Source organism: Rhizobium sp. P40RR-XXII (assembly GCF_012641405.1).
In the GTDB taxonomy this organism is placed as follows: Bacteria; Pseudomonadota; Alphaproteobacteria; order Rhizobiales; family Rhizobiaceae; genus Rhizobium.
Genome location: NZ_JABAII010000002.1, coordinates 70,063 through 94,598, shown reverse-complemented (window position 1 = coordinate 94,598; position 24,536 = coordinate 70,063). Strand labels below are relative to the sequence as shown.

Here is a 24,536-nt window from a genome sequence, read left to right as displayed (position 1 = left end):
AGCCGGTTGTTCGCTTTTTTCACGCAAACAAATGTAATGATATTACATTACAATAGAGGTTGTCATGAACAAGAAGCTCCCGGTCACCGTCCTTTCCGGTTTCCTCGGCGCCGGCAAGACGACGCTGCTGAACCATATCCTCAACAATCGTGAGGGCCTGCGCGTCGCCGTGATCGTCAATGACATGAGCGAGGTGAATATCGATGCGGCGCTGGTGCGCGACGGCGGCGCCAATCTCTCGCGCGCGGAGGAACAACTTGTCGAGATGACAAACGGCTGCATCTGTTGCACATTGCGTGACGACCTGCTGAAGGAGGTCCGTCAGCTCGCGGAACAGGACCGTTTCGATTATCTGCTGATCGAATCAACAGGCATCGCCGAGCCCCTGCCTGTCGCCACCACCTTCGAATTCCGCGACGAGGACGGCAGCAGCCTTTCCGACGTCTCGCGGCTCGACACCATGGTCACGGTCGTCGATGCCGCCAATCTTCTGGCCGATTACGGCTCGACGGATTTCCTCGCCGATCGCGGCGAAACCGCCGGCGACGGCGACAACAGGACCATCGTCGATCTGCTGGTAGAGCAGATCGAATTTGCCGACGTCGTCATCTTGAATAAGGTCGGCTCCGCAACCGCCGAGCAGCGCGATGCGGCCCGCAAGATCATCGTCGGGCTCAATCCCGATGCCCGGCTGATCGAAACTGATTTCGGCACGGTCGAGCCGGCCGAGGTTCTCGGCACGGGCCGCTTCGACATCGATCGCGCCGAAACGCATCCGCTCTGGTACAAGGAGCTGCACGGCTTCAAGGATCACGTTCCGGAAACGGAGGAATACGGAATCCGCTCCTTCGTCTATCGCGCGAAGAAACCGTTCGATCCCGCTAAATTCCAGGCCTTTCTCAATCGTTCCTGGCCGGGCGTCGTCCGGGCCAAGGGCTTCTTCTGGCTTGCGACCCGGCCCTACTATGTCGGCGAGATGAGCCAGGCCGGTGCGCTGGTCCGCACGAGCAAGATGGGCCTCTGGTGGGCTGCCGTGCCGCAGGATCAATGGCCGCGCGATCCCTCCTTCAAACGGGCACTTGCGCCTTATCTCGATTCGATTTGGGGTGATCGCCGCCAGGAGCTGGTATTCATCGGCGCCGATCCGATGAACGAGAAGCAGATCACGGCCGAACTGGACGCTTGCCTCGTTAAGGCGAATCGATTCACGCCGGAACGTTGGCGGGACCTGCCCGATCCCTTTGCAAGCTGGAATGGGTTGACGGCATGAAGACGCCGAAAGTGATCAGGTTTCGTTGTCAATGCTTCGAGTGCGGGAGCGATGACGCTCCGCCGGACGGCGGGTTGCGATCCGCCGCGGCCGAGCCGGACCAGAGCGACAGAAAATCAGGAGAAATAAATCCTCGCCTGATGGCGGATGCGGTCGGAAAACTGCTGTTTGGGGCCTGAGCGCGAGTTCAGGCCACCAGCATGCCGGTGGGAACGGCAATGATCTCATGCATGACGACCAATGCGCCGATCACCTCCGACTTGGCGCGGAGCGGCGTGATAGTGCAATGGAGCACCTTACCTAGCTCGACCTGACGATCCGCGGGGTAAAGGCATTCCACCTGTTCGCCCGCAAAGCAGGTATCGAGCTTCGCCTTCACGTTGCTTTCGAAATAGTCAGACCCGACGAATTCAGAAATATGGCGCCCCACAAGATCCATCGGCTTCGATTTCAGGAATTCCGAATTCGCCGCATTGCTGTAGAGATAGCGGTAATCCCGCGTAATCACCGCAACGCGATTAGGCAGGCTGTCCAGAATGACATCATTCAGAACGCTGCTTTCCTCGAAGCCGAATGCTTCGTCACGATCGGTTTTTTCGCTTGAAAACGCGCGCAGGATCTCGCCCGCAGATTCGTTTGCCCCGCCGAAATAACGGTCGATCAGCACCGAAAGCGAAGCGGAATTGTGCATCACTCGCGAACGATCATCCGATTCTTCCCGGATGAGATTGTTCATGAATTGGAGCTGCATGTAGATTTCGAGTAGACTCGTGGCCTTGTACGCCAAAATCGCCGCGATAAGTGGCTCCAACTCACGATCAAGTGACGCTACAAGCTCATCGTCGCCAAGTTTTATCGCACGCTGAATCTGATTACATTTCGTGGAGAAGGCATGAAAGAGTGCCAGCAAAATTGCCCTCCTGTCCCTGAACACAACAGGACGCAGGGGCCTCGTTTCCCGGCGTTGCCATGCCCAAGGATATTCAGTTTGGTGTCCGCATTCTCACCAAACTTTCTACATTGTGAATTAACATGACTTACCCGCACTTTCAATCCGCATGAACGGAAGTTCTCGGGAAAGGAGAACTTTCTGAAAAGGAAGGCTTACCGGGAGCAATGGCTGCATGAAAGATTGGATGCAAATGCGTGTATGAATCCGTGGTGTGCGCCGAGCACGGGCCTAGAGCCGGATGATTTTAGGTCTGTTCGACCTAAAATCTGAATCCGCTCTAGAATCAAAGAAGTAGAGCGTGATGTCGTCCGAAAACCGCCTGCACTTTTAGGCATCATGCTCTAGAAAACGGTTTTCTTGATATTCCAGCGATCGTGATACCAGAGCCATTGTTCGGGATTCTCCCTCACCCAGCTCTCGACCTTGTCGTTCAGTAGCTGCGCCGTGGCCGTCAGGTCGAGGTTGCCCGCCTCGTTGCGCGGCATCTCCAGCTTCGGCTCGATTTCCAGCCGGTAGCGATTGCCAGGCAAGCGGATGCAGCGGGCCGGATAGACCTCGCAATTGAACTGGCGCACGAGTTTCGGCAGAAGCGGATTCGTCTTCACGTCCCGGCCAAAGAACCGGGTTTTCAGGCCCTTGCGGAACTTCTGATCGACCAACACGCCGACACCGCGCCCGGCCTCCAGTTCTCTCGCAAGACTGAAAGATGATCCGGCGTGAGACGGCACAAGATTGCCCATGCGCTTGGCGCGGAAGTCGAAGACCTTCTGCGCGACATAGGGATTGTTCGGCGGGCGGAACAATACGGTCACCGTCAAGCCGAAGGCAGCGCCGGCGACCGGCAGCAGCTCGAAATTGCCGGTATGTCCGGTAAAGACGATGAACGGGCGTGGATTGTCCCTGAGATCGAGGAAGATCGGAATTCCCGAAACCTCGATCCGGCCCGGCTTGTCGCTATGGGGATCGAAGTCGAAAAGCCGGTCGAGAAAGACATATTCGGCCGCCAGCCGGCCCATATTGCCCCAGCTCGCGCGTGCGATCTCCTCGATTTCCGCCTCGCTCTTTTCCGGAAAGGCATTGCGCAGGTTGGTCAGCATCAGCTGATGCCGGCGCATGCGCGGGCCGATCTTGCGGGTCAGCCGATCGGCAAAATTGATGCCCGCATCCGCCGGAAACAGCTTCAGGAAATTGAGGAATCCGAAAATGACCTGCGCCACCAGCCATTGCTGGAACTTTCTGAGCGCAAGCACGATCCGGGTGATGAAGAGCTTCACGCGGCTCAATCCATCTTCAGGATGATCTTGCCGAAGATCTGGCGCGATTCCATCCGCTCCAGTGCCCGGTCGATGTCACTGAAGCTCACTTCGGTATCGATCACAGGATGGACCAGCCCACGCGCCATCTTCTGCATGGCGTTGGCCATGTTCTCCATGCGGCAACCGAAGGAGCCGAGCAGCTTCAGCTGCTGCTGGAACAGCATCATCAGATTGATCTCGGTGGAAACGCCCGAGGTCGAACCGCAGGTGACGAGGCGGCCGCCGCGCTTCATGCAGAGCATGGAGCCGGCCCAGGTATCCTTGCCGACATGTTCGAAGACCACGTCGACACCCTTCTTTTTCGTCAGCTTGCGCACGACACCCTCGAAACGGTCGGTGCGGTAATTGATGACGTGATCGGCGCCCAGCGCCTTGGCCTTCTCGATCTTGTCGTCGGAACCGACCGTGGTGATGACGGTGCAGCCGATCTTCTTGGCAAGCTGGATAGCGGCGGTGCCGATGCCCGAGCCGCCCGCATGAACGAGGATCGTCTCACCCGGTTCGAGCTTGGCATTGTCGAAGAGCATGTGCTCGACGGTGCCGAAGGTTACGGGAGCAAGGGCTGCACCGATCGCATCGACGCCGGGAGGCGCCGGCACAAGCAGGCGAGCTGGGAGATTGACCTTCTCCTGGGCGAACCCGTCGAGATGGAAGCCATGCACGCCGCTGACATGTTCGCAGAGATTGTCGCGGCCTTCACGGCAATGGCGGCAAAGGCCGCAGGTCTGCGCGCCGTAGATGGACACGAGCTGGCCCGGCAGGACGTTGGCGACACCCGGTCCGATCGCTTCGACGACACCCGCAGCCTCGGCGCCGATGACCAGCGGCATCTTGCGCTTGGCGAATGCCATGCCGCGCCAGCCCCAGACGTCGATATGATTGAGCGCGACGGCCTTGACGCGCAAAGTCACCTCACCCGGGCCCGGAGCATCCGGCTCTGGCAGATCGGTGATCTCAAGTTTGCGGTCGTCGATCAGTTGCAAAGCACGCATGGCAAAGTTCCTCGCCCCTCGGGCGCAGTTGTATTCTGTTTTTCAGAAGTCCGATTAAGCCGGTTCAAGCGCCATGACAAGGCTGGCATTCTGACCGCCGAACCCGAAGGAGTTCGAAAGGACGGCGTTCACCTGCTTTTCACGTTTCTTGTTCGGCACCACGTCGAGGATGATCGACGGATCCGGATTGTTGTAGTTGATCGTCGGCGGCAGCGTGCCGGTGAGCATGGTCTGCAGCGAGAACACCGCCTCGACCGCGCCCGCCGCCGTCAGCGTATGGCCAATCATCGACTTGTTCGACGAGACGGGAATGGTCGGAAGCCGCTCGCCGAAGACGGCGGACATGGCGCCATATTCCATCTTGTCGTTCTCAGGCGTCGAGGTGCCGTGAGCGTTGATGTAGCCGATATCGCTCTCATCCATGCCGGCATCGGCAAGCGCCGCACGGATCGTCGCGATCGCCGGGCCGCCGTCGGGCGAGGAGCGCGTGCGATGGAAGGAGTCAGCCTTGTCGCCGGCGCCCTTCATGATGCCGAGGATCTTCGCGCCGCGCGCAACCGCTGTTTCCAGCGATTCCAGCACCAGCGTCGCCGCTCCTTCGGCAATGACGAAGCCGTCGCGGTCCTTGCTGAAGGGCTTGGAGGCCTTGGTTGGCGGGTCGTTCTGGGTCGACAAGGCCGACAGCAGCGAGAATCGGATCAGCGCTTCGGCGCTCAGCGAACCATCGGTCGCCACAGTAAGCGCCCGCGAGGTTCGACCCTGGCGGATTGCCTCGATGCCGAGCTGAATCGCCGTCACGCCCGATGCACAGGCCGTCGACAGCGTTACCGGCAAACCACGCGTGCCGAAGCGATCGGCAAGGCGCTCCGATATGGCGCCGAAAAGCGCTGCTTCATGGAAGGCCGGATCGGGACGCTGGCGCATGGCGGCGAGGAAGCGCTCATAGGCATCACCCTGATGATCCGCCGGCGGAGAACGATCGGCAAGCTCGAAACGCGCGCTCCATTCCGGCTCGATCGGCGGCGCGGCAAGAAACAGCGGTGCGTCGAAATCGCCCGAAATACCGGCCTGCGCCAGAGCTTCGATGGTCGTTTCGCGGGCAAAGGCGTAAGAGCGCTCGACGGCGTTCGGCACGGGAATGTCGATAAAATCCACCGTCCCGGCGATACGCGTCGAAAGCCCGTCAGTCGGAAAGCGTGTGATATTGTGGATGCCTGACGTGCCGGACGAAAGCGCGTTCCAGTTATCCTCTAGGCCCTGCCCCAGCGACGTAATGATCCCCATGCCGGTAACGGCGACGATCGGACGTCCGAGATGATCCTTATAAGCGGTCATATCCTGCTCCTCACGCTTCAGCGGAAAGTACGGCGATGCCTTCGCCACGCGAATGCCCGACGGTCGTTACCACGGCCTTGCGTGCACCCGTCGCCATCGGCTTTTCGTGCGTGGCATCGAAGGGCGGCACCTTGGCCTGATTGGCAACGGCGAGGGCTGCGAAAGCCAGTCCAAGCGTAAACTGACCCTCCAGCCCATGCCCGGAAATGCCGGAATAGGCGCGGATCGCCGCGGCGGGAAGCTGGGTTTCGAGCACTGCCTTTTCGCGCTGCGCGAGATCGTGGATCGCCGTCGTGCCGGAAAAGATGACCGTCGCCCCGTCGTTACCCTGCTTGGCGGGTGCCAGCATGCGCTCCAGCCGCTTCTCGAACTTGCCGTCATCGCGACGGCCGCGATCGCCTTCGACCGAATCGATCGTCGCATAAATGTGCGCGCCGCGGCCTTCCGCATGGGCACGCGATTCGAGCACGAGGAAGGCGCTCAGCGAGCCCATGATCATGCCACCGCCATCTTCGGGCTTGCGAGACCAGATCGGATGCCAGTCGCCGGTCGCATGCGCATTGATCGCCTCGATCAGCAGGATCATGTCCAGGCGCTCGGCCGAAAACGCGCCGCCTACGAGCGCGTGAGTCGATTCACCCGACTTGATGCGATGGAAAGCGGTCTCGACGGCGGACACGCCGGCCGCCTCCTCGCCCATGAAGGTACGCGACGATCCCGTGACCTTGTGGACGATCGAGATGTTGCCGGCCAGCAGGTTCGAAAGCTGCGCCAGGAACAGCGTCGGCCGCAATTCGGTCGTCAGCTTCTCGTTCAGCAATAGCTCTCGATCATTGCGCTTCAGACCTTCGTTGACGATTAGCGTGTCGACATTGGTGTCTCGTTCGCCGCCGCCGGCTGCAACGATCATGTCCATGGTGCCGCAGGCTTCCAGATCATCCTTGAAGCCGGCATCGTCGAGAGCAAGGCCGGCGGTAAAGACGCCGATGCGCTGCCAGTTTTCCATCTGGCGCTGATCGCCCCGCTTTGGAATCTGCTGCGACCAATCGATGTCAGGCAGCGGATGCACGGGATAGGGCTTGAACTTCTCGGTTTCGACGATGGGCGGCGGCGCCTTGTCCGCCTTCAAAAGGGCGACATGCGCATCCTTGCCGACGCCCTGGCAGGTAACGACGCCGATACCCGTGATCACCACATCATTCTGAGCCTTGCTCATTCATCAATCCTCTTCGAATGCGGCGGCGCCGAACAAGCCGGCAGCATCAACCGTTGGCGGCGATAGCGTCGAGAAGCCCGACTTCGCCCGCCCGCTTGCGCACGATATCGCCGAGCGGCACCTCATTAAACGGCACGGTCCGCAGCTTCAACTGCGCATCGCAGACCTTCTTACCGGCGATGGTGATGCGCGCCTTGGTGACGGCGAAGCCCGAACCGTCATGCTCAAGTTCGGCCTCGATATCAAGCTTCGCTTCCGGTTCGACAAAGGTCCGCATCTTGGCACCGTCGACAGACATCAGGAACGGCATATAGGCAAATTTTGTCGCGGCAAGCACGAGCATGCCCGAGGCCTGCGCCATTGTTTCGATCAGCAGAACACCCGGGACGAGCGGCATGCCTGGGAAATGGCCTTCGAAAACCGGGCTTTTCGCCGGAACGACGGAATGCGCCTTCAACAGGCCCTTGGACAGATCGACGGATTCAATCCTGTCGATCATCTGGAAATATTCCAGCAGCATCAACGCCTCCGCTCCAACCCGATAACGCAGCATGCGCCGGGCGGATACGCTATTTAAGAATGAAACCGCCCGGCCGCCATATTCAAGGGCAGCTGGGCGTCAAAAAATGCAAGGATGTTGCTCAGCCCTTGGCGGCGCGCAATTCATCGATCTTGGCACAGAGATTCTTCAGCACGAAATACTCTTCGGTCGAGACCTTGCCTTCGTTGACTTCCTGCGTCCACTTCTCGAGCGGAATCTTGATGCCGAACTCCTTGTCGATAGCGAAGACGATATCGAGGAAGTCCAGGCTGTCGATGCCAAGGTCGTCGATCGTGTGGCTATCCGGGGTGATCGTGTCACGATCGATTTCGCTGGTTTCAGCGATGATGTCGGCAACTTTGTCAAATGTAGCAGTCACTGCCCATACCTCTTGAAATAATAATTCACCCCCTCATAGGGAAATCCATATCAAAAGCCAATGGTTTCCACCAGAAACTCCGGCAATTTGCCGAAGCACTGTTGCGCAAACAGCAAAGTGACAATCGCGTCACAATTGCGGGATCAAGGGCGGCATGCGCGCAAGATGCGGCAGTATTGCGGCCACACCGAAGCGAAAGGCCTGCCGGTTTGCCAGCGTCTAGTCGCTGATGACGATACGGGTATTGTGAAGCCCCGCATCCGATGTCATCGCGAAGAAAGTGGCGGCGTTGCGCGTATCGAGCCGCACGCAACCGTGCGAGGCCGGCCGGCCAAGCCGCCTCACCTCGTAAGTCCCGTGAACGGCATAGCCGCCGTTGAAAAACACGGCATAGGGCATCGGCGCATCGTCATATTTCTTCGAGCGGTGATCCCTGGACAGCCATTTGGCGGTGTAGGAGCCGATAGGCGTGACATACCCCGTGCGAGCCGTCGATACGCGCCAGCGATATTTGAAAGCCCCATCCTCGGAAACGGTCATTGTTTGCGATCGAAGATCGATCACCGCAAGAACAGTTCCAGCATGAGCCGAAACGGCATGAAACTGCATGAACAGACATGCCGTTGCCATGAATGCGACACGCTTCATCTTGTCCCCTCCGACTGTTTACTTCCTTCCGAAGCAATTCAGACGATGGGGCAGTGTATCGCTATGCTAATTATACCAAATTAATACATATAGTGAGCGATTGATTAATTTAGAGACGCTCACAGCAGCAGCAGCAGGAACCCCAAAAAGGCGAGAAGCGTCAGCATCGAGCATGCGGAATAGAAGATGGAAATGCCGGCTTCGATATCGCTGACGGTAGCGGTGTCGCGGCCGGAGCCGTTGATCATCGGTTCACGCACGAGTTCTCCGCCATAAATTCGCGGACCGGCGAGCTGGATATCGAGCGCGCCCGCCATGGCCGCTTCCGGTCTGCCGGAATTGGGCGAACGGTGCAGCCCGCCATCCCGGACCGCGATGCGGATCGCGTTTCCAAGCGCGGAGATTCCCCGCTTGGCCAGGGCACCGGTGGCAATCAGCAGGATGGAGAGCCGTGCAGCCGGCCAGTTGGCAATATCGTCCAGGCGCGCCGCGGCACGACCGAAATCTATATAGGTCTCGGATTTGTGGCCGATCATCGAATCGGCGGTATTGAGCATCTTGTAGAAGAACAGGCCCGGCAGGCCGAATACGCCATACCAAAGGGCCGGGGCAACGACGCCGTCGGAAAAGTTCTCGGCGAGGCTTTCTATGGCCGCGCGGCAAATCCCGGGCTCGTCCAGCGTCTCGGGATCGCGGCCGACGATGCGCGATACAGCAAGCCGTCCACCCTCCAGACCGTCGGTGCGCAGTGCCCGCGATACCTCGCCGACATGATCGGCGAGGCTTTTTTGCGCCAGGAAAACCGCCACGAGTATCGCTTCGACCAATATACCGAGCCAGCCGAAGAAGGCGAAAAATCCATGAATGGCCCAGCCGGCGATAGCAGCTCCCATGAGCAGCGCGATGATCGACATGATCCCGTTGCGGCGGCGAAGCACCCCGGACAGATGCTTTGCATTGAACCGGCCGTCGAAATATGAAATCGCCTTGCCGAATAGCACGACCGGGTGCGGAAAGCGCTCCCACAACCAGTGGGGATCGCCGACGATGCGGTCGAGCAGCAAGGCAAGGACCAGAATGAGCAGGTGTTCGTCGGCGGTCATGTCGAATAATCCTCAAGAGCATGATGCCGAAAAGTGTAAACGGTTTTTAGCATCATGCTCTACCTATTTGATTCCAGGGCGGATTCAGATTTCAGGTCGATTCGACCCAAAATCATCCGACTCTAGTGCCCCGGCGAGTCTCTGGTCCGCTTCCTCATTCGGAGCAAGCCCGAAGCGCAGCCAATTGGGCGCATAATCGAACTTGCGGACCAGAATGCGATGACGGCAGAGATGCGTATATATGCCCTCTGCATGATCGTCCGCAACCAGCGCAAACAGCGCGGTGCCTCCGGCGACATTGAGATGCGACCGACGCAAAACCGCCTCGAGAGCGGCATTGCGCTCAAGAATGCGATTGCGGATGGCACTTGTATCGCTTTCCATGAGAGACGCCGCGATCGACAGCGCAGGTCCGGAAACAGCCCATGGGCCGAGCCAATCCTCGAAACGGGTCATGATCGAGGCCTCGGCAACCACGAAACCAAGGCGCAGGCCTGCCAGACCAAAAAACTTTCCGAAGGAACGGAAGATAATAAGGTTCGGCATCTCGGCGGCAAAAGGCGCCAAGCTTGCCGCCGGTTCGATATCGCCGAAAGCCTCGTCGACCAAAAGGACGCCATCCCGCTTGCGCTGCCTTTCATGCAAATCCCGCAGCTGCTCGACGGACAGCGTCCGTCCGTCCGGATTGTTGGGGTTGACGGCAACGACCAACCTGTCATCGGCGTTGAGCTCGGCAATCGTCGAAACCTGCCGAACCTGCAGGCCCGCAAGCGTGAAGGCACGCGCATATTCGCCATAGGTCGGGGAGAGAATCGCCACGCTGCCGCCGGGCACGAGCCTCGGAAGCAATTGAATGACCGACTGTGTGCCGGGAACCGGCAAGGGTAGAATGTCGCCGCTGCGATAATATCCCCTCGCCGCCTCTCGTGCCCGCTCCTGCAAGTGCTGATCCGGCAGCCGATGCCACGCCGCGACGGGAATTTCGGGCAGCGGCATGGGATTGGGATTGATACCGGTCGACAGATCCAGCCATTCCTCCGGATGCCCGCCATATTGGCGCGCCGCCGCGGTGATGCCGCCGCCATGGATGATCCTGCTCGTCATGCTGCATCACCGGCAAGATCGATCAGATGCATGTAGGAGCCCGCGACATTGGCGCGTTGCAGGCCGGCAGCGCCCAGATCGGCATCGAGCGCGTCCTTGACCGCAAACAGGCGATCCGCCTCACCTTCCGTTACGATGGTCGAATAATGAAACTCATGCGCCGTCATCGGCTTGTCGAAGAAAGAGCCGGCAAGCGGTACGACGCGTCGATAGCCAAGATGACGCTGCCGCTTTTCGTAGCTGGTGACGACGGGCAAGAGCCCGAGCATCTCGTGGCGAGCACCTGCCGCATCCACCAGCCCCTCGCCGAGCATCATGTAACCACCGCACTCGCCGTAGATCCGCGCCCCACGGGCAGCAGCAGCTTTCACACCATCCTGAAACTGTCGGGCAGCGGCAAGCTTTTCGGCATGCAATTCCGGATAGCCGCCCGGCAGATAGACGGCATCCGCGTCGGTCGAGGGTGCCTCGTCTGCAAGCGGTGAAAAGAAGGAAATTTCCGCGCCTCGGCGCTTCCAGCCGAGCAGCATATGCTCGTAGCAGAAGGCAAAGGCTATATCCCGCGCCACGGCAATGCGCTGACCGAACGGCATCAAACGGGCAATATTCGCCACGGATGAGCGGACGACATGCCGCTGCGCCGCCCGCAGGAGCAGTTCGAAATCGCAGGTCTTCGATACGACATCGGCGGCCGCCTCGATGAAATGCTCCAGCGCTTCATGTTCCGCCGCCTGCACTAATCCGAGATGCCGATCCGGCAACGCCAGGCTGCTGTCGTTGCGGATAACGGCGACAACGGGCATGCGCACCGCATCCAGCGCCTGACGCAGCATCCGCTCGTGCCTCTCGCTGGCGACGCGATTGAGGACCACACCGGCAATGCGGATATCGGCACGGAAATTGGCAAAACCGCTGACCACGGCGGCAACGGATTGCGACATGCGCGAGGCATCGACGACAAGCAAGACGGAAAGGCCGAGCAGGGCGGCAAGATCAGCCGGCGTCCCCGTGCCATCGGCAGCGCCGTCGAAAAGTCCCATCATTCCTTCGATGACGAGCATCCGCCCGCCGGCGCGATGCAGCGCCGAATTGGCGGAAATGAGCTCGGCGCGCATGGCCCAGGGATCGAAATTGAGGCAGGGCGATCCGACGGCCGCCGCATGAAAGGCGGGATCGATGTAATCCGGTCCAGCCTTGCCGGATGCGACGGCGATACCCCGGTTTCGCAGTGCTCTGAGCAGACCAAGCGTGAATGTGGTTTTGCCGGAGCCTGATGAGGGTGCCGCGATCAGAAGGCCACTCATGCCGACACCTTGTGGCCGCCTTTGCCGGGCCGTTCGGCAGCCGGCTGCAGCTTGCGGCCGGAAAGCGCGCCGAGCCAATCGAGTGACGGGCGCAATTTCACCACCTCTCCGACGACAACGATGGCCGGCGGTTCGAGGCCGGATGCTTCGACATCTGCAGGCGCGCGCCCGAGGGTCGTCTCCAGCACCTGCTGGGAGGGTGTGGCGGCATTGCAGACGAATGCGACCGCTTCATCCGCCGAACGGCCTGCAGCGATGAGATTGGCGCTGATCTGGGCAATGTGTTTCATCGCCATATACATGACGATGACAGGCGAACCCCTGCCGATCGCGTCCCAATTGATGGCATCCGGCACAACACCGGAGGAATCGTGGCCGGTGAGAAAGGTAACGGCATGGTTGACGTCGCGATGGGTGACGGGAATACCGGCATAGGCCAAGCCGCCGATCCCGGCCGTAATGCCTGGCACGATGCGGAAGGAAATACCGTGCTCGACCAGCATCAACGCCTCCTCGCCACCGCGTCCGAAAACGAAGGGATCGCCACCCTTCAGGCGCAGCACGCGCTTGCCCGCACGCGCCAGCTCCACCAACCGCAAAGAAATGTCCCGCTGCTTGGCCGACGGCTTGCCGCCGCGCTTGCCGGCATATTCCAGCACTGCACCCGGCCGGGCGAGCTTGAGGCAATCCTCATTCACAAGGGCATCGTGCACGATGATATCAGCCTCCGCCAGCCCTTTGGCCGCCAGCAAGGTCAGGAGCCCCGGATCACCCGGCCCGGCGCCGACGAGCCAGACGGAGCCCGGCTCCAAGGCCGGCAGGGTGGAAAAAGCGGTATCGTTCATCCCATGTGTCCTATGCCCGGATGGCTGAAATTGCAACGTTGAGAACGGGATAAGACGGCCTCAGTTCGACACCGTTCCCATTGCCGACATTACGCCACAGGACCGTTCGGCGTGAGCGATAGCACGCTATGAGCTTTTCCAACGGCGACGGAAAATGGAAAACATACTGATTGATCGTATTGCGTTCCGGACTCGATATGTCCGGAAACTCAAATAGGCGCATGACAAGCCGAGGAAATCACCTTTCAGCGGGATGTGAAGGGGCGCGACGCCCCCTTCACAGAGAGCTTAGTGCTTAACCCTGTCCAGGATCACATCGCGGATCAGATCGATGACCTGCTGCGAGCGAATGCCGGTGCACACGATCTGGCTCGGCAGATTGTCCCAATCGCCCGGCGGGAAGTGACGGCCGTTCGGCTTGACGATCGTCTGGCCGTCGGCAATGCCCCCGCAAACGACGCGGACTGAGCCTTCGATCGTGTCGAACAGCTCGGGCGCAACGACATAGACGCAGGCGCAGCTGTCGTGCACCATCATGCCGTCTTCGACGGCATGCTTGTAGAAATCGATATAGGACTGCGACAAGTCCGAGAGCAGCTGCACCGAAGGTCCGCCATCCCTCGCCATATCCGCCAGATAGCTGCGGCTCATGGTCGTCACCGCCGTCACGTCAAGACCGACCACGACGACTTTCCAGGCGGCAGTCATGACAAAATCGGCCGCTTCCGGATCGCCGTGAATATTGGCCTCGGCCACCGGCGAAACATTGCCCGGCACATAGAAATTGCCGCCCATGATCACGACAGCCTTCACGAGCGGGGCGATCTCGGGATCGTGCTTCAACGCCAAAGCCAGATTGGTCATGCGGCCGACGGCGACCAGGGTCACCTCGCCCGGATTGGCGCGAACGGTGTCGATGATGAACTGATGGGCCGGCCGCGGATCGGCCGGCAGGTCGATCGTCTCGGGCACCTCGATGTCGCCAAGGCCATTATGGCCGTGAACCATCGTCGGCCACGGGCGCTCGTTCCGCGAAGGATCGAACGTGACGCTGGCACCACGCGCAACTGGGCACGCAATATTCCACTCGCGCTTGAGGAACAGCGCGTTGCGGGTCGTCGTGTCTACAGAAGCGTTGCCGAAGACCGTCGTCACGCCGAGAAGGTCGATATCCGGATGACGATGCAGGAAGAGAAGCGCCATGGCGTCATCGACGCCCGGATCCGTATCATAAATGACCTTATGCATGATTTTTCCTTACCAATATACTGATTAAGCTTGATCTTCCGGAGATTTTCCTCCGTTACGGATCAGGCTTGAATTACGGAAATACACGAGAACCGACAATGGCGGAATGCCGCCGCGATCTCCTACGAGCCATTTGTGAGATTTGCGTGGCGCCTTCGATGCTCAGGCGATCCTGGCGATCGCCGCCGTCGCAAAACTGGACTTGATCTTCGGGAGCACAAGCTCGGAATCCGGCCCGGCCGCTGCAAGTGCCGCCGCCTCCGCGACACCGTGGCAGCCGGCATGCGCAAATACGAGTTCGGATGGGTTCTTCAGCCTGGGTGTCTCCCGCTCCAATGCAGCCGCCTTGAAAAAGCGGACCGGGAGCCGGAAATGCGTGGCGGTCTCAAGGATCGCCGGCTCATCCATGCGCGTATCGATCGAGACGACGGCCAGAAGCTGCTCGCTCCCGATCCCAACCTCCTCGAAGGCCCTTTCCGCGAGCGCGCGCACGTCATTCCAGTCGGTGCCGCGCTCGCAGCCGAGCCCGAGTACATAGCGGCGGGTGGAATTGGCATAGGTCGTCATATTCACTCCCAACGGCGTCAACCGATATGACAGCTGTAGCGAGCGCCTTTCGGCGCGTCAATTTCACTCGGTGTGTCCGCACAGCAATTGCCTTGCGGCAAGCGAAATGCCAGAAGGCCGCTGATTTCCCGCCCCAGAATTCCCGCTCCAGAGTGCCCCCTTGTACGACATTACATTTCAGGTCCTGCTCCTGCTGTTTGCCGCCGCATTCTTTGCCGGTTTCGTTGATTCCATCGCGGGCGGCGGAGGGCTGATCACCGTCCCCGCGATGCTGCTATCCGGCATTCCGCCGCTGCAGACGCTCGGCACCAACAAGGTGCAGTCGATCTGCGGCGCGGCTTCGGCAACGATCGCCTACGCCCGCCAGGGACATGTCGAGCTTCGCGAGCAGCTTCCGATGGCCGCAATGGCTGTCCTCGGAGGCATGCTCGGCGCCTTGCTGGCAACCGTCATGCCGAGCGAAGTCCTGCGCATCACCCTGCCCTTCCTGCTGATCGCCATCGCGCTCTATTTCGCCATCAAGCCCAATCTCGGCGATGTCGAAAAGCATCGCCGCATGACCGCCGGCCTCTTCGGCGTGACGCTCGTACCGCTGATCGGTTTCTACGACGGCGCATTCGGGCCGGGTACGGGTTCGTTCCTGATGCTCGCCTTCGTAACGCTCGCCGGCTTCGGCCTTCTAAAGGCAACGGCGCATACGAAGCTGCTCAATTTCGGCTCGAATCTCGGCGGCCTGATCGTCTTCATCTTCTCCGGCGCCATCCTTTGGAAAGTCGGGCTGACGATGGGGCTCGGCCAATTCCTCGGCGCGCAGCTCGGTTCGCGGCTTGCCATGCGCATCGGCGCCAAGCTGATCAAACCGCTGCTCGTCATCGTCTGCATCGCCTTCGCGATCAAGCTGCTGGCAGACCCCACCCATCCCGCCAGGATCTGGCTCGGCCTCTAGAACGGGCCTTTGATTACCTCCGACGTAATTGATAGTACTTCGGTCCGCGCCGATGATCGCCCTGCCTGAACGGTTCAGGCGATCCAAGGGAGTTGACCGATGACTGACGCAAACATCATTGCTGACCGCTATATTGCCATCTGGAACGAGGTCGACACCGAACGTCGCCGTGCGCTCATTGCCGAGGCATGGACGGAAGACTGCAGCTACGTCGATCCCATGATGCGCGCGGATAATCGCGAGCAGATCCACGCGCTGGTCACGGCCGCCCATGAGCGCTTCCCCGGCTTCCGTTTCACGCTCATCGCCGAGGGCGAGCGCCACGGCGATAATCTCCGTTTCTCCTGGGGCTTCGGTCCCGTCGATGCCGAGCCGCTGATCAAGGGCACGGATTTCGCCATCCTGGAAGGCGACCGGCTGAAGTCCGTTCACGGCTTCATCGATCAGCTGCCGGCTGCGGCATGATGAACCCGGCCCGCTCTTTAGGCGACCATCTGCGCGAATGGCGGCAACGCCGCCGCCTGAGCCAGCTGGAATTCGCCCTTGAAGCCGATATATCGCAACGGCATCTGAGCTTCATCGAGAGCGGGCGGGCGCTTCCGAGCCGGGAGATGCTGATACATCTCGCCGAACGGCTCGGCGTGCCACTGCGCGAACGCAACCCTATGCTCCTGGCGGCGGGGTTTGCTCCCGTCTTCCCCGAACGCAAGCTGGATGACCCGGCGCTTGCTCCGGCACGGCACGCCATCGATATGCTGCTGAAGGGACACGAGCCGTTCCCGGCCTTGGCAATCGACCGGCACTGGACGCTGATCGCCGCCAACGCCGCCGTGGCACCGCTGCTTGCCGGTATCACCGATATGGCGCTGACCAAGGGACCGATCAACGTCCTGCGATTGAGCCTGCATCCGCACGGCCTTGCGCCCCGGATCGCCAATCTCGCCGAATGGCGCGCGCATCTGCTCGACCGTCTGCGTCAGCAGATATCGGCAACCGGCGATCCTGTGCTGAAAAAATTGCTGGAGGAATTATCGGCCTATCCCGCACCGGCGGCACCCAGATCGGCAGCCCCGGAACGGGACTTTGCCGGAATTGCCGTGCCGCTCGAGCTCGTCACCGAGGCGGGACGCCTCTCATTCCTGTCCACCACGACCGTCTTCGGAACGCCGGTCGATGTCACCCTGTCGGAACTCGCGATCGAATCCTTCTTTCCTGCTGATCCGCAGACCGCGGAAGCATTGAAGGCGATGCTGCCGGGCGGCTGAACGCCCGGCCGGCGATCAGAACTCGACGCCTGGCTGCCCCTTGATGCCCGAGCGGAAGGGATGCTTGATCAATTCCATCTCGGTGACGAGATCGGCAATCTCGATCAGCTCTTCCTTGGCATTGCGGCCGGTCAAGACCACATGGGTCATATAGGGCTTTTCGGTCTTCAGGAATTCGAGCACGTCGTTGATGTCGAGATAATCGTAACGAAGCGCGATATTGATTTCGTCCAGCAGCACCATGGAATTCCGCTCGTCGCGGATTAGCTCCTTGGCCTTTTCCCATGCAGCAGAGGCCGCTGCCACGTCTCGGGCTCGGTCCTGAGTCTCCCATGTGAAGCCCTCACCCATCGTATGGAACTGGCATAGATCGGAGAAATGCTTCTCGATCAGATCGCGCTCGCCGGTCCACATGGCGCCCTTGATGAACTGCACGACGGCGCTGGGCTTCCCATGCGCGATGTGGCGGAAGATCATGCCGAAGGCGGAAGAGGACTTTCCCTTGCCCTTGCCGGTATGGACGATGATCAGGCCCTTCTCACCGCTCTTGGTCGCCATGATCTTGTCGCGCGCGGCCTTTTTCTTAGCCATCTTGTCGGCGTGACGAGCATCGTCGTTCTTCGGTGCGTCCGCACCGGTTTCGGCCAATTCGTCGCTCATTGCATTCTCCCTGATATGATCGATTTCTGTGCCAGCGGCCCGCCGCGCCAGAGATAGAGCGCAACAAGCGGCTGGGCTTCCGTGCGCATGGCATGGCGGATGTTCGAAGGGTGATGGATGATCTCGCCCGTCCAGCGCGGCAGGAATGGTTGCCCATCCTTGCTCCATAACGAGCCGTCGGTCAGAGGAATATAAATCTCCTCCGCCTCGTGATGATGATCCGGATAATGCACTCCGGGGCCAAGCAGCAGGAAGCCGCCGGCCATCTTCTCGCTTGCGAAATGCCCGCGCGTGCCGAACAGCTCGACCCAGCCATATCGCTGCAGGAAATCCGCGCCGAAGTCTGTGATGCCGTAGGTCTGCGCCCAATGCAGCATATCCGCCGCATTTGAAAGTCTCTCGAACAGAGCCGCTTCCGCTCCGTCGACCGGTCGACCAAGCTCGCGAAGGTACCCTACGACCGGCAGATGGCGCGGCGCGAGCGAGCGCTCTTCCGCCGACCAGTCAAAGCCTTCGATAAAATGCTGCAGCAGCAGATCACTGCGTGACAGGAGATAATCGCGAAACGTTGTAAGGAGCTCGTCGGCGGTGCTCATGCCACAGCCGCCTTGCCAGTCGCGAGGCTTTCCAGATCGAACCGCGCCGAGTTGCTTCTCGGCGTCCAGAGCTTGCGATCGATCGCCTCCAGCAGACGCTCCCGCAGGTCTCGAAGGGCTGCTGGGTTCTTTTCCGTCATGAAATCGCACACGCGCTGGTCGACGACGAAGGCCTGGTAGACGGCCTCGAAATGATGATCGCGGACGGCGCCGGTCGTCGCGGCAAAGGCGAAGAGATAGTCCACCGTCGCGGCGATCTCGAAAGCGCCCTTATAGCCATGGCGCATGATGCCCTCGATCCATTTTGGATTGACGACGCGCCCGCGCACGACGCGACCGATCTCTTCCTCAAGGGAGCGGATGACAGGCTTTTCCGGCCTCGAATGATCGTTGTGATAGATCGAAGGACGCGCGCCGCCAAGCTGCTCGGCTGCCGCGGCCATCCCGCCCTCGAACTGATAATAGTCATCACTGTCGAGCAGATCGTGCTCGCGATTATCCTGGTTCTGCACGACCGCCTGGATCGAGCGCAAGCGCTCCTCGAAGACGCCGCGCTCGGCCCTTCCCTCCTCGCCAGCGCCATAGGCATAGCTGCCCCAGACGAGGTAAGCCTCGGCCAGATCGGCGCGCCGCTCCCATCCATTCTCGTCGATGAGCGCCTGCAGACCGGCGCCGTAGGCCCCGGGCTTGGACCCGAAGATGCGATAGCCGGCCCGGCGGCTGGCGGAAGCCGTGTCGAGGCCAGCCGCCTCAAGCCGCGCGATCTCGCCGCGCATGCGCGCCGCAATCGGATTGTCGGCCGCATCCTCATCAAGCATGCCGACTGCGCGGATTGCCTTGTCGAACAAGGCGATCTGCTCGGGAAACGCATCACGGAAGAAGCCCGAGATGCGTAGCGTGACATCGACGCGCGGCCGACGGAGCATGGCAGGCGGGATGATCTCGTAGCCGGTGACGCGGCGCGAGGTCATGTCCCATACGGGCTTGACGCCGATCAACGCCAGCGCCTGTGCGATATCGTCGCCGCCCGTGCGCATGTTCGAGGTGCCCCAGGCCGTCAGGCCGAAGGAAACCGGCCATTCGCCATGATCCTGAACATAGCGGCGGATCAGCAATTCGGCCGATTTCCCGCCAAGCTCGTAAGCCGCCGGTGTCGGAACAGCACGGCTGTCGACCGAATAGAAATTCCGCCCCGTCGGCAGAACATCCGGCCGGCCACGGGTGGGCGCACCGGAGGGGCCGGGAGGTACGAAACGACCGTCGAGGCCATTGAGCAGCGCCGCGATCTCGGCATCCCCGCAGGCGAGGATGGAAGGCTGGAGTTTTGAGGCGATCTCGCGAAGGACCATGCGGGTGTTCGCCCAATTCTCGGGGCAGGCCGTTTCGCCATCCACGAGTTTCGCGGCCAGGAGTTCAATGCGCTCGACGGTATCGCCCTGCGTGCGCCAGGGGGTATCTGACACATCTTGCAGGATGGCGGGGCGCGAGCCTGTCCATTCGGCGGCCATATCGCAGTCTAAAGGATCGAATGGTTTATTCGGAGAGATACCCCCCTCTGTCAGCTTCGCTGACATCTCCCCCACAAGGGGGGAGATTGTCGGGAGTATGCCGCCAGCCCCTCCTGATTCATCACCAACAGCATCAGCAGATTCGATAGTCATTTGAGGCGATGTCGTGCTGCGGGCCACCAATCTCCCCCCTTGTGGGGGAGATGTCGCGAGAGCGACAGAGGGGGGTATCACACCCTCTGCGCCCACGAACGCATCCCGCGCAATCGCCCGCTGCAGGCTCTGATCGCCACCCTCGCCCAGCCCACGCGGCACCCTTGCCAGCGCCACCGTCAAGTCCGTCAGCAGCCGTCCGGATGGCGAAACGCCGAAGATGTGCAGGCCGTCACGGATCTGCATTTCCTTGAGGTCGCAGAGATAGGCGTCGAGCTTGCGCAATGCCTCGTCTTCGCCCTCGCCCTTAGCGATGCCGGCATCCTGATCAAGGCCGATATCGGCGACGAGTTCGAGGATCTGCTTGCGGAGCAAACGGATGCGGCGCGGATCGCCGCCTGAGGCCTCGTAGTATTCGTCGACCAGCGCCTCAAGATCCTTCAATGGACCATAACTTTCGGCGCGCGTCAGCGGCGGCGTCAGGTGATCGATGATGACGGCGCTCGTTCGGCGCTTGGCCTGCGTGCCCTCACCGGGATCATTGACGATGAAGGGATAAAGATTTGGCAGCGGACCGAGGATCGCTTCCGGGTAGCAGCCTTCCGACAGCGCCAGCGCCTTGCCCGGCAGCCATTCGAGATTGCCGTGCTTGCCCATGTGGATGACCGCGTGCGCATCGAAGGAGCGGTGCAGGAAAGCATAGAAGGCGAGATAGCCGTGCGGCGGAACGAGATCGGGAGAGTGGTAGCTCTCCTTCGGATCGATATTGTAGCCGCGCGCCGGCTGGATGCCGACAAGCACCCCGCCGAAGCGGGCGAACGGCAGGGCAAAACCGCCATCCAGCGCGTAAGGGTCCGCCTCCGGATCGCCCCAGCGACCCGTAATCTCATCCTGAATCTGTTTGGGAAGCGACGAGAAGAAATCCTTGTAGTCGTTGAAGGAAAGCCTCTCGCGAACTACGCGGCTGTCATGACCCGAATTCGTGGGGCCTTCCGCCAAATGCCGCATCAGCATATCGCCATTGATGGGCAGATCAGCAACGCCATAGCCGGCCGCCCGCATTGCCTTCAGCACTTCAATCGTACCGGCGGGAGTATCGAGCCCGACGCCATTGCCCAGGCGCCCATCCCGATTGGGATAATTCGCCATGATCAGCGCGACACGGCGACCGCGAGGCGGCGTATTGCGCAGCCGCGCCCAGTTCGCAGCAAGCCGCGCCGTATAGCGCATGCGATCCTCGAGCGGTTCGCTGGCGACGATGTTGGCCTCGACCCGTTCGTCATAGCGGGCTGCAGCCTTGAAGGACACGGCGCGGGCAAGGACGCGCCCATCGACTTCAGGCAATGCGACGTTCATACCGAGATCGCGCGCCGAAAGCCCCTGTGAGGATGCCTCCCAGGCCTCTTTCGCCGAAGCGGAGAAGATGGCCTGAAGGACGACGGCTTCCCCCGTTTCCAGAACCGTCGCCTGACGATCGGCCCCCGGCGCCGAAACGGCAAAGCCCGTGGAATTGATCACCACGCCGGGCTTCAGCTCGGTAAACACGCTTTCGAGAATACCAACCGACACGGCATCCTTGAGACTATAGGCAAAAACCGGCAGCGGCCGCATGCCCTCGGCAATGAGAGCCTGTATCATGGCTTCGACAGGCTTCGTTTCGCCACTTTGGACCAGCGCGCGATAGAAGGAAATCGCAACTGTCGGGGGTTCGAGCCCCTGCGGGACCGCCATCTCTCCCCCGGAAACTTTCCTCCACTCCCCAACACCGATCACGCCCCTGCCCGGCCACCAGATGCCGGCCTTCATCAAGGGCACCGCGGGCATCGGCTTTTCCACGCCCGACAGCATCGCCTCGGCATAGGCAAGAAATGCCCTGGAATTCGTCCCCCCACCCTCGATCAGATAGGACCAGAGCGCATTGAGATCATCGAGCGCGACATTGGAGAATGGCGTCAGGCCGGGATCGGGTTTCGAGTCTCCCGGCAGCACTGCGATCAATGCGCCCTGGCGCGCCGCACAGGCATGCAGCGCCTCCAGCGCATAGTGAAAGTAGCTCGCACCTCCCAGCGCCCGCACGATGACGAGCTTCGCATGCCGAACCGTCCTCTCGATATAGGTATCGACGGACATCGGGTGCTTGAGGCTCATCAGGCTCGCAAGCCGAAGGGAGCGGCCGCCCTCGCCGTGCGCTGCGGCAATCGCCGCAAGCTCGGTGTCGGCGGCCGACAGAAAGAGAATGTCAGCCGGCGATTGGCCGAGGTCGATCGCCTCTTCGCCGTCGCTGATCGTTCCCTTCTGAGCTAGGAGGAGATGCATGGACTTGCCTTAGACCAACGCTTCGATCGCCTTGCGTACGATCGTCTCGTCCATCTCGTGCAGGCCGATCACCACAAGTCTGGTCGCACGCGCTTCACCCGGTGTCCATGCACGGTCGAAATAAGTGTCGATGCGGCTGCCGACAGCCTGCACCTGCAGGCGCATGGGCTTGCCCGGAACGTCGCCGAAGCCCTTGAGGCGCAGCACGTCATGTTCCGCGATCACGCCCTTCAGCGCATCGATGAAGGCGGCCGGATCGGCAATCGGGCCGAGCTCGACGACGAAGCTGTCGAACTCGTCATGATCGTGCGGCGTGCCGTCCTCATGCTCCAGCTCGTGATGCGATTTGCGGTTGACGATATCGTCTTCGGTGCCGATGCCGAGGCCGAGCAGGATGGCGGCCGGCACATCGCCGTTCTTGGCTTCGATGATCGTCGGCTTGCGGGCGGTGCGCGAAGCAACCTCGGCGCGCACCCGGCCAAGACCAGCGACATCGATGAGATCGGTCTTGTTCAGCACGATCAGATCGGCGCAGGTCAACTGATCCTCGAACAGTTCCTCGATCGGGCTCTCGTGGTCGAGCGAGTCGTCCTCGACGCGGGCGGCTTCGACAGCATCGTGATCGTCGGCAAAGCGGCCAGCGGCAACGGCGGCGCTATCGACCACCGTGATGACGCCGTCGACGGTGACGTGGGTGCGGATATCGGGCCAGTTGAAGGCGGCGACCAGCGGCTGCGGCAGGGCAAGGCCCGACGTCTCGATAACGATGTGATCCGGGCGCGCATCGCGCTCCAAGAGCTTCGTCATCGTGGGGATGAAGTCGTCGGCGACGGTGCAGCAGATGCAGCCGTTGGTCAGCTCGATGATATCGTCTTCGGTGCAGTTCTCCGCGCCGCAGCCCTTGAGCACGTCGCCATCGACGCCGAGATCGCCGAATTCGTTGATGATCAGCGCGATCTTCTTGCCGCCGGCATTCTGCAGGAGGTTGCGGATCATCGTCGTCTTGCCGGCCCCGAGAAAGCCGGTGATGACGGTGGCGGGAATCTTTTCCTGGTTCATATGGATCAGCCCTTCATTTTCAGCGGCAAGCCCGCTGCGATAAAATAAACTTCGGCACTTGCCGCCGCGACCATCTGGTGCAGGCGGCCGGCATGATCGCGAAATTCGCGAGCCATGCGATTTTCAGGCACGATTCCAAGGCCGACCTCGTTGGATACGAGAACGAGCCGCGATCGCGCCTTCGGCAGGAATTCCGTAAGAGCGGTGAACTCCGCCGTCATATCACGCTCCGCCATCATCAGATTGGTCACCCAAAGCGTCAGGCAGTCGACAAGCACCGCGCGCCCTTCGGCGTCGATTGCGGCGAGCCGCGCAACGAGATCGATCGGCTCCTCATGCGTCTGCCATAGATCGCCGCGGTCGGCACGATGCTGGGCGATGCGCTCGCGCATCTCATTATCCCACGCCTGCCCCGTCGCCACATAGTGACGCTCAAGACCGGTATCCAAAACCAGAGATTCGGCGAATCGGGATTTACCGGAACGCGCGCCCCCAAGGACGAAGACAGCTCGGGAGGCCGAAGAGGACATGCGTTATTCCTGCTCCCGCAAAACAGCGAGGCTCGACATCATGAAGCCGATACCGGAAAGCAGGCGTCTACACGCCGAAAACTCGTCTTGTGCCATGACAACCTCCGTGCTGGCAGCGGAACTGGCGTTCCTGGAATGGGCTCTGCGCCCGGCACGCATGGCAGGTCTCCTGGCTCGCGGATAAGGCGCCGCGACGGGGGCGGACCGAAATCGGTCGCCCCCGATCGTGCGCCAGCGGGTCTTCCTCGCCTTCCCGGCAATGCATCATGAAAAGGCGGACGATTCGTAGAATTGGAGGCGTCCAGCCCCGGTTGATCATGATGCCACACCAGTGGCTTTTCCGGCTTTACGCTGCCCCGCCTCGTTCGCCCCATGCGAACCATCGACGGAATATACCCCAAACCGAACGAAAGACCCTGACCGCTCTACAGTCGCGGGGTCGGCTGTGATGAGAACGCCCGGATTGGGTCCGTCCCTTCACATTCCCTTTTCATCCCATGCGACAGATCGCCGCTCGGGAACCATACGTTATGCCGGCAATGATTAGGCTTTCACCGAGTTCAAGTCAATGAAGGGCATGGATGCGACGCCCAGCGTCCCGATTGCGAAATCGACCCGATATTCCCGCAAAATCAGCGGCTTTTTTGCCGCATTTCTTTGATGTTAGAAGTCTATAGAGGGTA

23 protein-coding genes and 1 riboswitch are annotated in these 24,536 nt (G+C 60.8%); of the genes, 4 read left to right on the top strand and 19 right to left on the bottom strand.

Annotation, left to right across the window (positions count from 1 at the left end):
• The first annotated feature begins 64 nt into the window (after positions 1-64).
• Positions 65-1,270, top strand: a complete 1,206-nt coding sequence (gene zigA / locus HGP16_RS03760; protein WP_168838692.1) for a zinc metallochaperone GTPase ZigA — start codon at positions 65-67, stop codon at positions 1,268-1,270.
• 187 nt (positions 1,271-1,457) lie between these two features.
• Here the strand turns inward: zigA and HGP16_RS03755 are convergent, their stop codons facing one another.
• The 14 genes from HGP16_RS03755 to HGP16_RS03690 form a co-directional block, all read right to left on the bottom strand.
• On the bottom strand, positions 1,458-2,180 hold the full coding sequence (locus HGP16_RS03755; protein WP_168838691.1) for a PAS domain-containing protein: 723 nt from the start codon (positions 2,178-2,180) through the stop codon (positions 1,458-1,460).
• 383 nt (positions 2,181-2,563) lie between these two features.
• Positions 2,564-3,496: a lipid A biosynthesis lauroyl acyltransferase gene (locus HGP16_RS03750; protein WP_168838690.1), complete on the bottom strand. Its 933-nt coding sequence runs from the start codon at positions 3,494-3,496 to the stop codon at positions 2,564-2,566.
• Positions 3,497-3,501: 5 nt separating this feature from the next.
• Positions 3,502-4,530 carry a zinc-binding dehydrogenase gene (locus tag HGP16_RS03745; protein WP_168838689.1) on the bottom strand — a complete coding sequence of 343 codons (1,029 nt, stop codon included), beginning with the start codon at positions 4,528-4,530 and terminating at the stop codon, positions 3,502-3,504.
• 54 nt (positions 4,531-4,584) lie between these two features.
• Positions 4,585-5,865: a beta-ketoacyl-ACP synthase gene (locus HGP16_RS03740; RefSeq protein ID WP_168838688.1), complete on the bottom strand. Its 1,281-nt coding sequence runs from the start codon at positions 5,863-5,865 to the stop codon at positions 4,585-4,587.
• 10 nt (positions 5,866-5,875) lie between these two features.
• Positions 5,876-7,081, bottom strand: a complete 1,206-nt coding sequence (locus tag HGP16_RS03735) for a beta-ketoacyl-ACP synthase (protein ID WP_168838687.1) — start codon at positions 7,079-7,081, stop codon at positions 5,876-5,878.
• A gap of 46 nt (positions 7,082-7,127) precedes the next feature.
• Positions 7,128-7,601: a 3-hydroxyacyl-ACP dehydratase FabZ family protein gene (locus tag HGP16_RS03730; protein WP_168838686.1), complete on the bottom strand. Its 474-nt coding sequence runs from the start codon at positions 7,599-7,601 to the stop codon at positions 7,128-7,130.
• A gap of 121 nt (positions 7,602-7,722) precedes the next feature.
• Positions 7,723-8,001, bottom strand: coding sequence for an acyl carrier protein (locus HGP16_RS03725; RefSeq protein ID WP_041677496.1), 279 nt, complete (start codon positions 7,999-8,001; stop codon positions 7,723-7,725).
• Between the two features lie 219 nt (positions 8,002-8,220).
• Entirely contained in the window at positions 8,221-8,649 is a 429-nt protein-coding gene (locus HGP16_RS03720) for a L,D-transpeptidase (protein ID WP_168838685.1), read from the bottom strand.
• Positions 8,650-8,768: 119 nt separating this feature from the next.
• Positions 8,769-9,752, bottom strand: coding sequence for an adenosylcobinamide-phosphate synthase CbiB (gene cbiB, locus HGP16_RS03715; protein ID WP_168838684.1), 984 nt, complete (start codon positions 9,750-9,752; stop codon positions 8,769-8,771).
• A gap of 84 nt (positions 9,753-9,836) precedes the next feature.
• A complete protein-coding gene (gene cobD / locus HGP16_RS03710) occupies positions 9,837-10,856 on the bottom strand; it encodes a threonine-phosphate decarboxylase CobD (protein WP_168838683.1) in 1,020 nt (339 codons plus the stop codon).
• Complete coding sequence (locus HGP16_RS03705) at positions 10,853-12,160, bottom strand: cobyrinate a,c-diamide synthase (RefSeq protein WP_168838682.1); 1,308 nt, start codon at positions 12,158-12,160, stop codon at positions 10,853-10,855. Before HGP16_RS03705 ends, cobD begins: the two co-directional genes overlap by 4 nt.
• Positions 12,157-13,005 (bottom strand): uroporphyrinogen-III C-methyltransferase, encoded by an 849-nt coding sequence (gene cobA, locus HGP16_RS03700; RefSeq protein ID WP_168838681.1) that lies wholly within the window; start codon positions 13,003-13,005, stop codon positions 12,157-12,159. Before cobA ends, HGP16_RS03705 begins: the two co-directional genes overlap by 4 nt.
• Before the next feature lie 288 nt (positions 13,006-13,293).
• A complete protein-coding gene (locus tag HGP16_RS03695) occupies positions 13,294-14,253 on the bottom strand; it encodes a nucleoside hydrolase (protein WP_168838680.1) in 960 nt (319 codons plus the stop codon).
• Between the two features lie 162 nt (positions 14,254-14,415).
• Positions 14,416-14,820, bottom strand: a complete 405-nt coding sequence (locus HGP16_RS03690) for a cobalamin biosynthesis protein (protein WP_168838679.1) — start codon at positions 14,818-14,820, stop codon at positions 14,416-14,418.
• A 160-nt stretch (positions 14,821-14,980) separates the two neighbouring features.
• Here HGP16_RS03690 and HGP16_RS03685 point away from each other — a divergent pair, with 160 nt between their 5' ends.
• From HGP16_RS03685 to HGP16_RS03675, 3 genes are all read left to right on the top strand, one after another.
• Positions 14,981-15,766 (top strand): TSUP family transporter, encoded by a 786-nt coding sequence (locus HGP16_RS03685; RefSeq protein ID WP_168838678.1) that lies wholly within the window; start codon positions 14,981-14,983, stop codon positions 15,764-15,766.
• A 99-nt stretch (positions 15,767-15,865) separates the two neighbouring features.
• Positions 15,866-16,231, top strand: coding sequence for a nuclear transport factor 2 family protein (locus tag HGP16_RS03680; RefSeq protein WP_168838677.1), 366 nt, complete (start codon positions 15,866-15,868; stop codon positions 16,229-16,231).
• On the top strand, positions 16,228-17,031 hold the full coding sequence (locus HGP16_RS03675; protein ID WP_168838676.1) for a helix-turn-helix domain-containing protein: 804 nt from the start codon (positions 16,228-16,230) through the stop codon (positions 17,029-17,031). The genes HGP16_RS03680 and HGP16_RS03675 overlap by 4 nt, the downstream gene beginning before the upstream one ends.
• Before the next feature lie 15 nt (positions 17,032-17,046).
• Here the strand turns inward: HGP16_RS03675 and cobO are convergent, their stop codons facing one another.
• The 5 genes from cobO to cobU are packed head-to-tail and all read right to left on the bottom strand — an operon-like array spanning position 17,047 to position 23,853.
• Positions 17,047-17,691, bottom strand: coding sequence for a cob(I)yrinic acid a,c-diamide adenosyltransferase (gene cobO, locus HGP16_RS03670; protein ID WP_168838675.1), 645 nt, complete (start codon positions 17,689-17,691; stop codon positions 17,047-17,049).
• Positions 17,688-18,287, bottom strand: a complete 600-nt coding sequence (locus HGP16_RS03665) for a dimethylsulfonioproprionate lyase family protein (RefSeq protein ID WP_168838674.1) — start codon at positions 18,285-18,287, stop codon at positions 17,688-17,690. The genes cobO and HGP16_RS03665 overlap by 4 nt, the downstream gene beginning before the upstream one ends.
• Positions 18,284-22,264 (bottom strand): cobaltochelatase subunit CobN, encoded by a 3,981-nt coding sequence (gene cobN / locus HGP16_RS03660; protein ID WP_168838673.1) that lies wholly within the window; start codon positions 22,262-22,264, stop codon positions 18,284-18,286. The genes HGP16_RS03665 and cobN overlap by 4 nt, the downstream gene beginning before the upstream one ends.
• Positions 22,265-22,273: 9 nt before the next feature.
• Positions 22,274-23,323 carry a cobalamin biosynthesis protein CobW gene (cobW, locus tag HGP16_RS03655; protein ID WP_168838672.1) on the bottom strand — a complete coding sequence of 350 codons (1,050 nt, stop codon included), beginning with the start codon at positions 23,321-23,323 and terminating at the stop codon, positions 22,274-22,276.
• A 5-nt stretch (positions 23,324-23,328) separates the two neighbouring features.
• Entirely contained in the window at positions 23,329-23,853 is a 525-nt protein-coding gene (cobU, locus tag HGP16_RS03650) for a bifunctional adenosylcobinamide kinase/adenosylcobinamide-phosphate guanylyltransferase (protein ID WP_168838671.1), read from the bottom strand.
• 141 nt (positions 23,854-23,994) lie between these two features.
• Positions 23,995-24,394, bottom strand: a riboswitch (cobalamin riboswitch).
• Between the last annotated feature and the right edge of the window lie 142 nt (positions 24,395-24,536).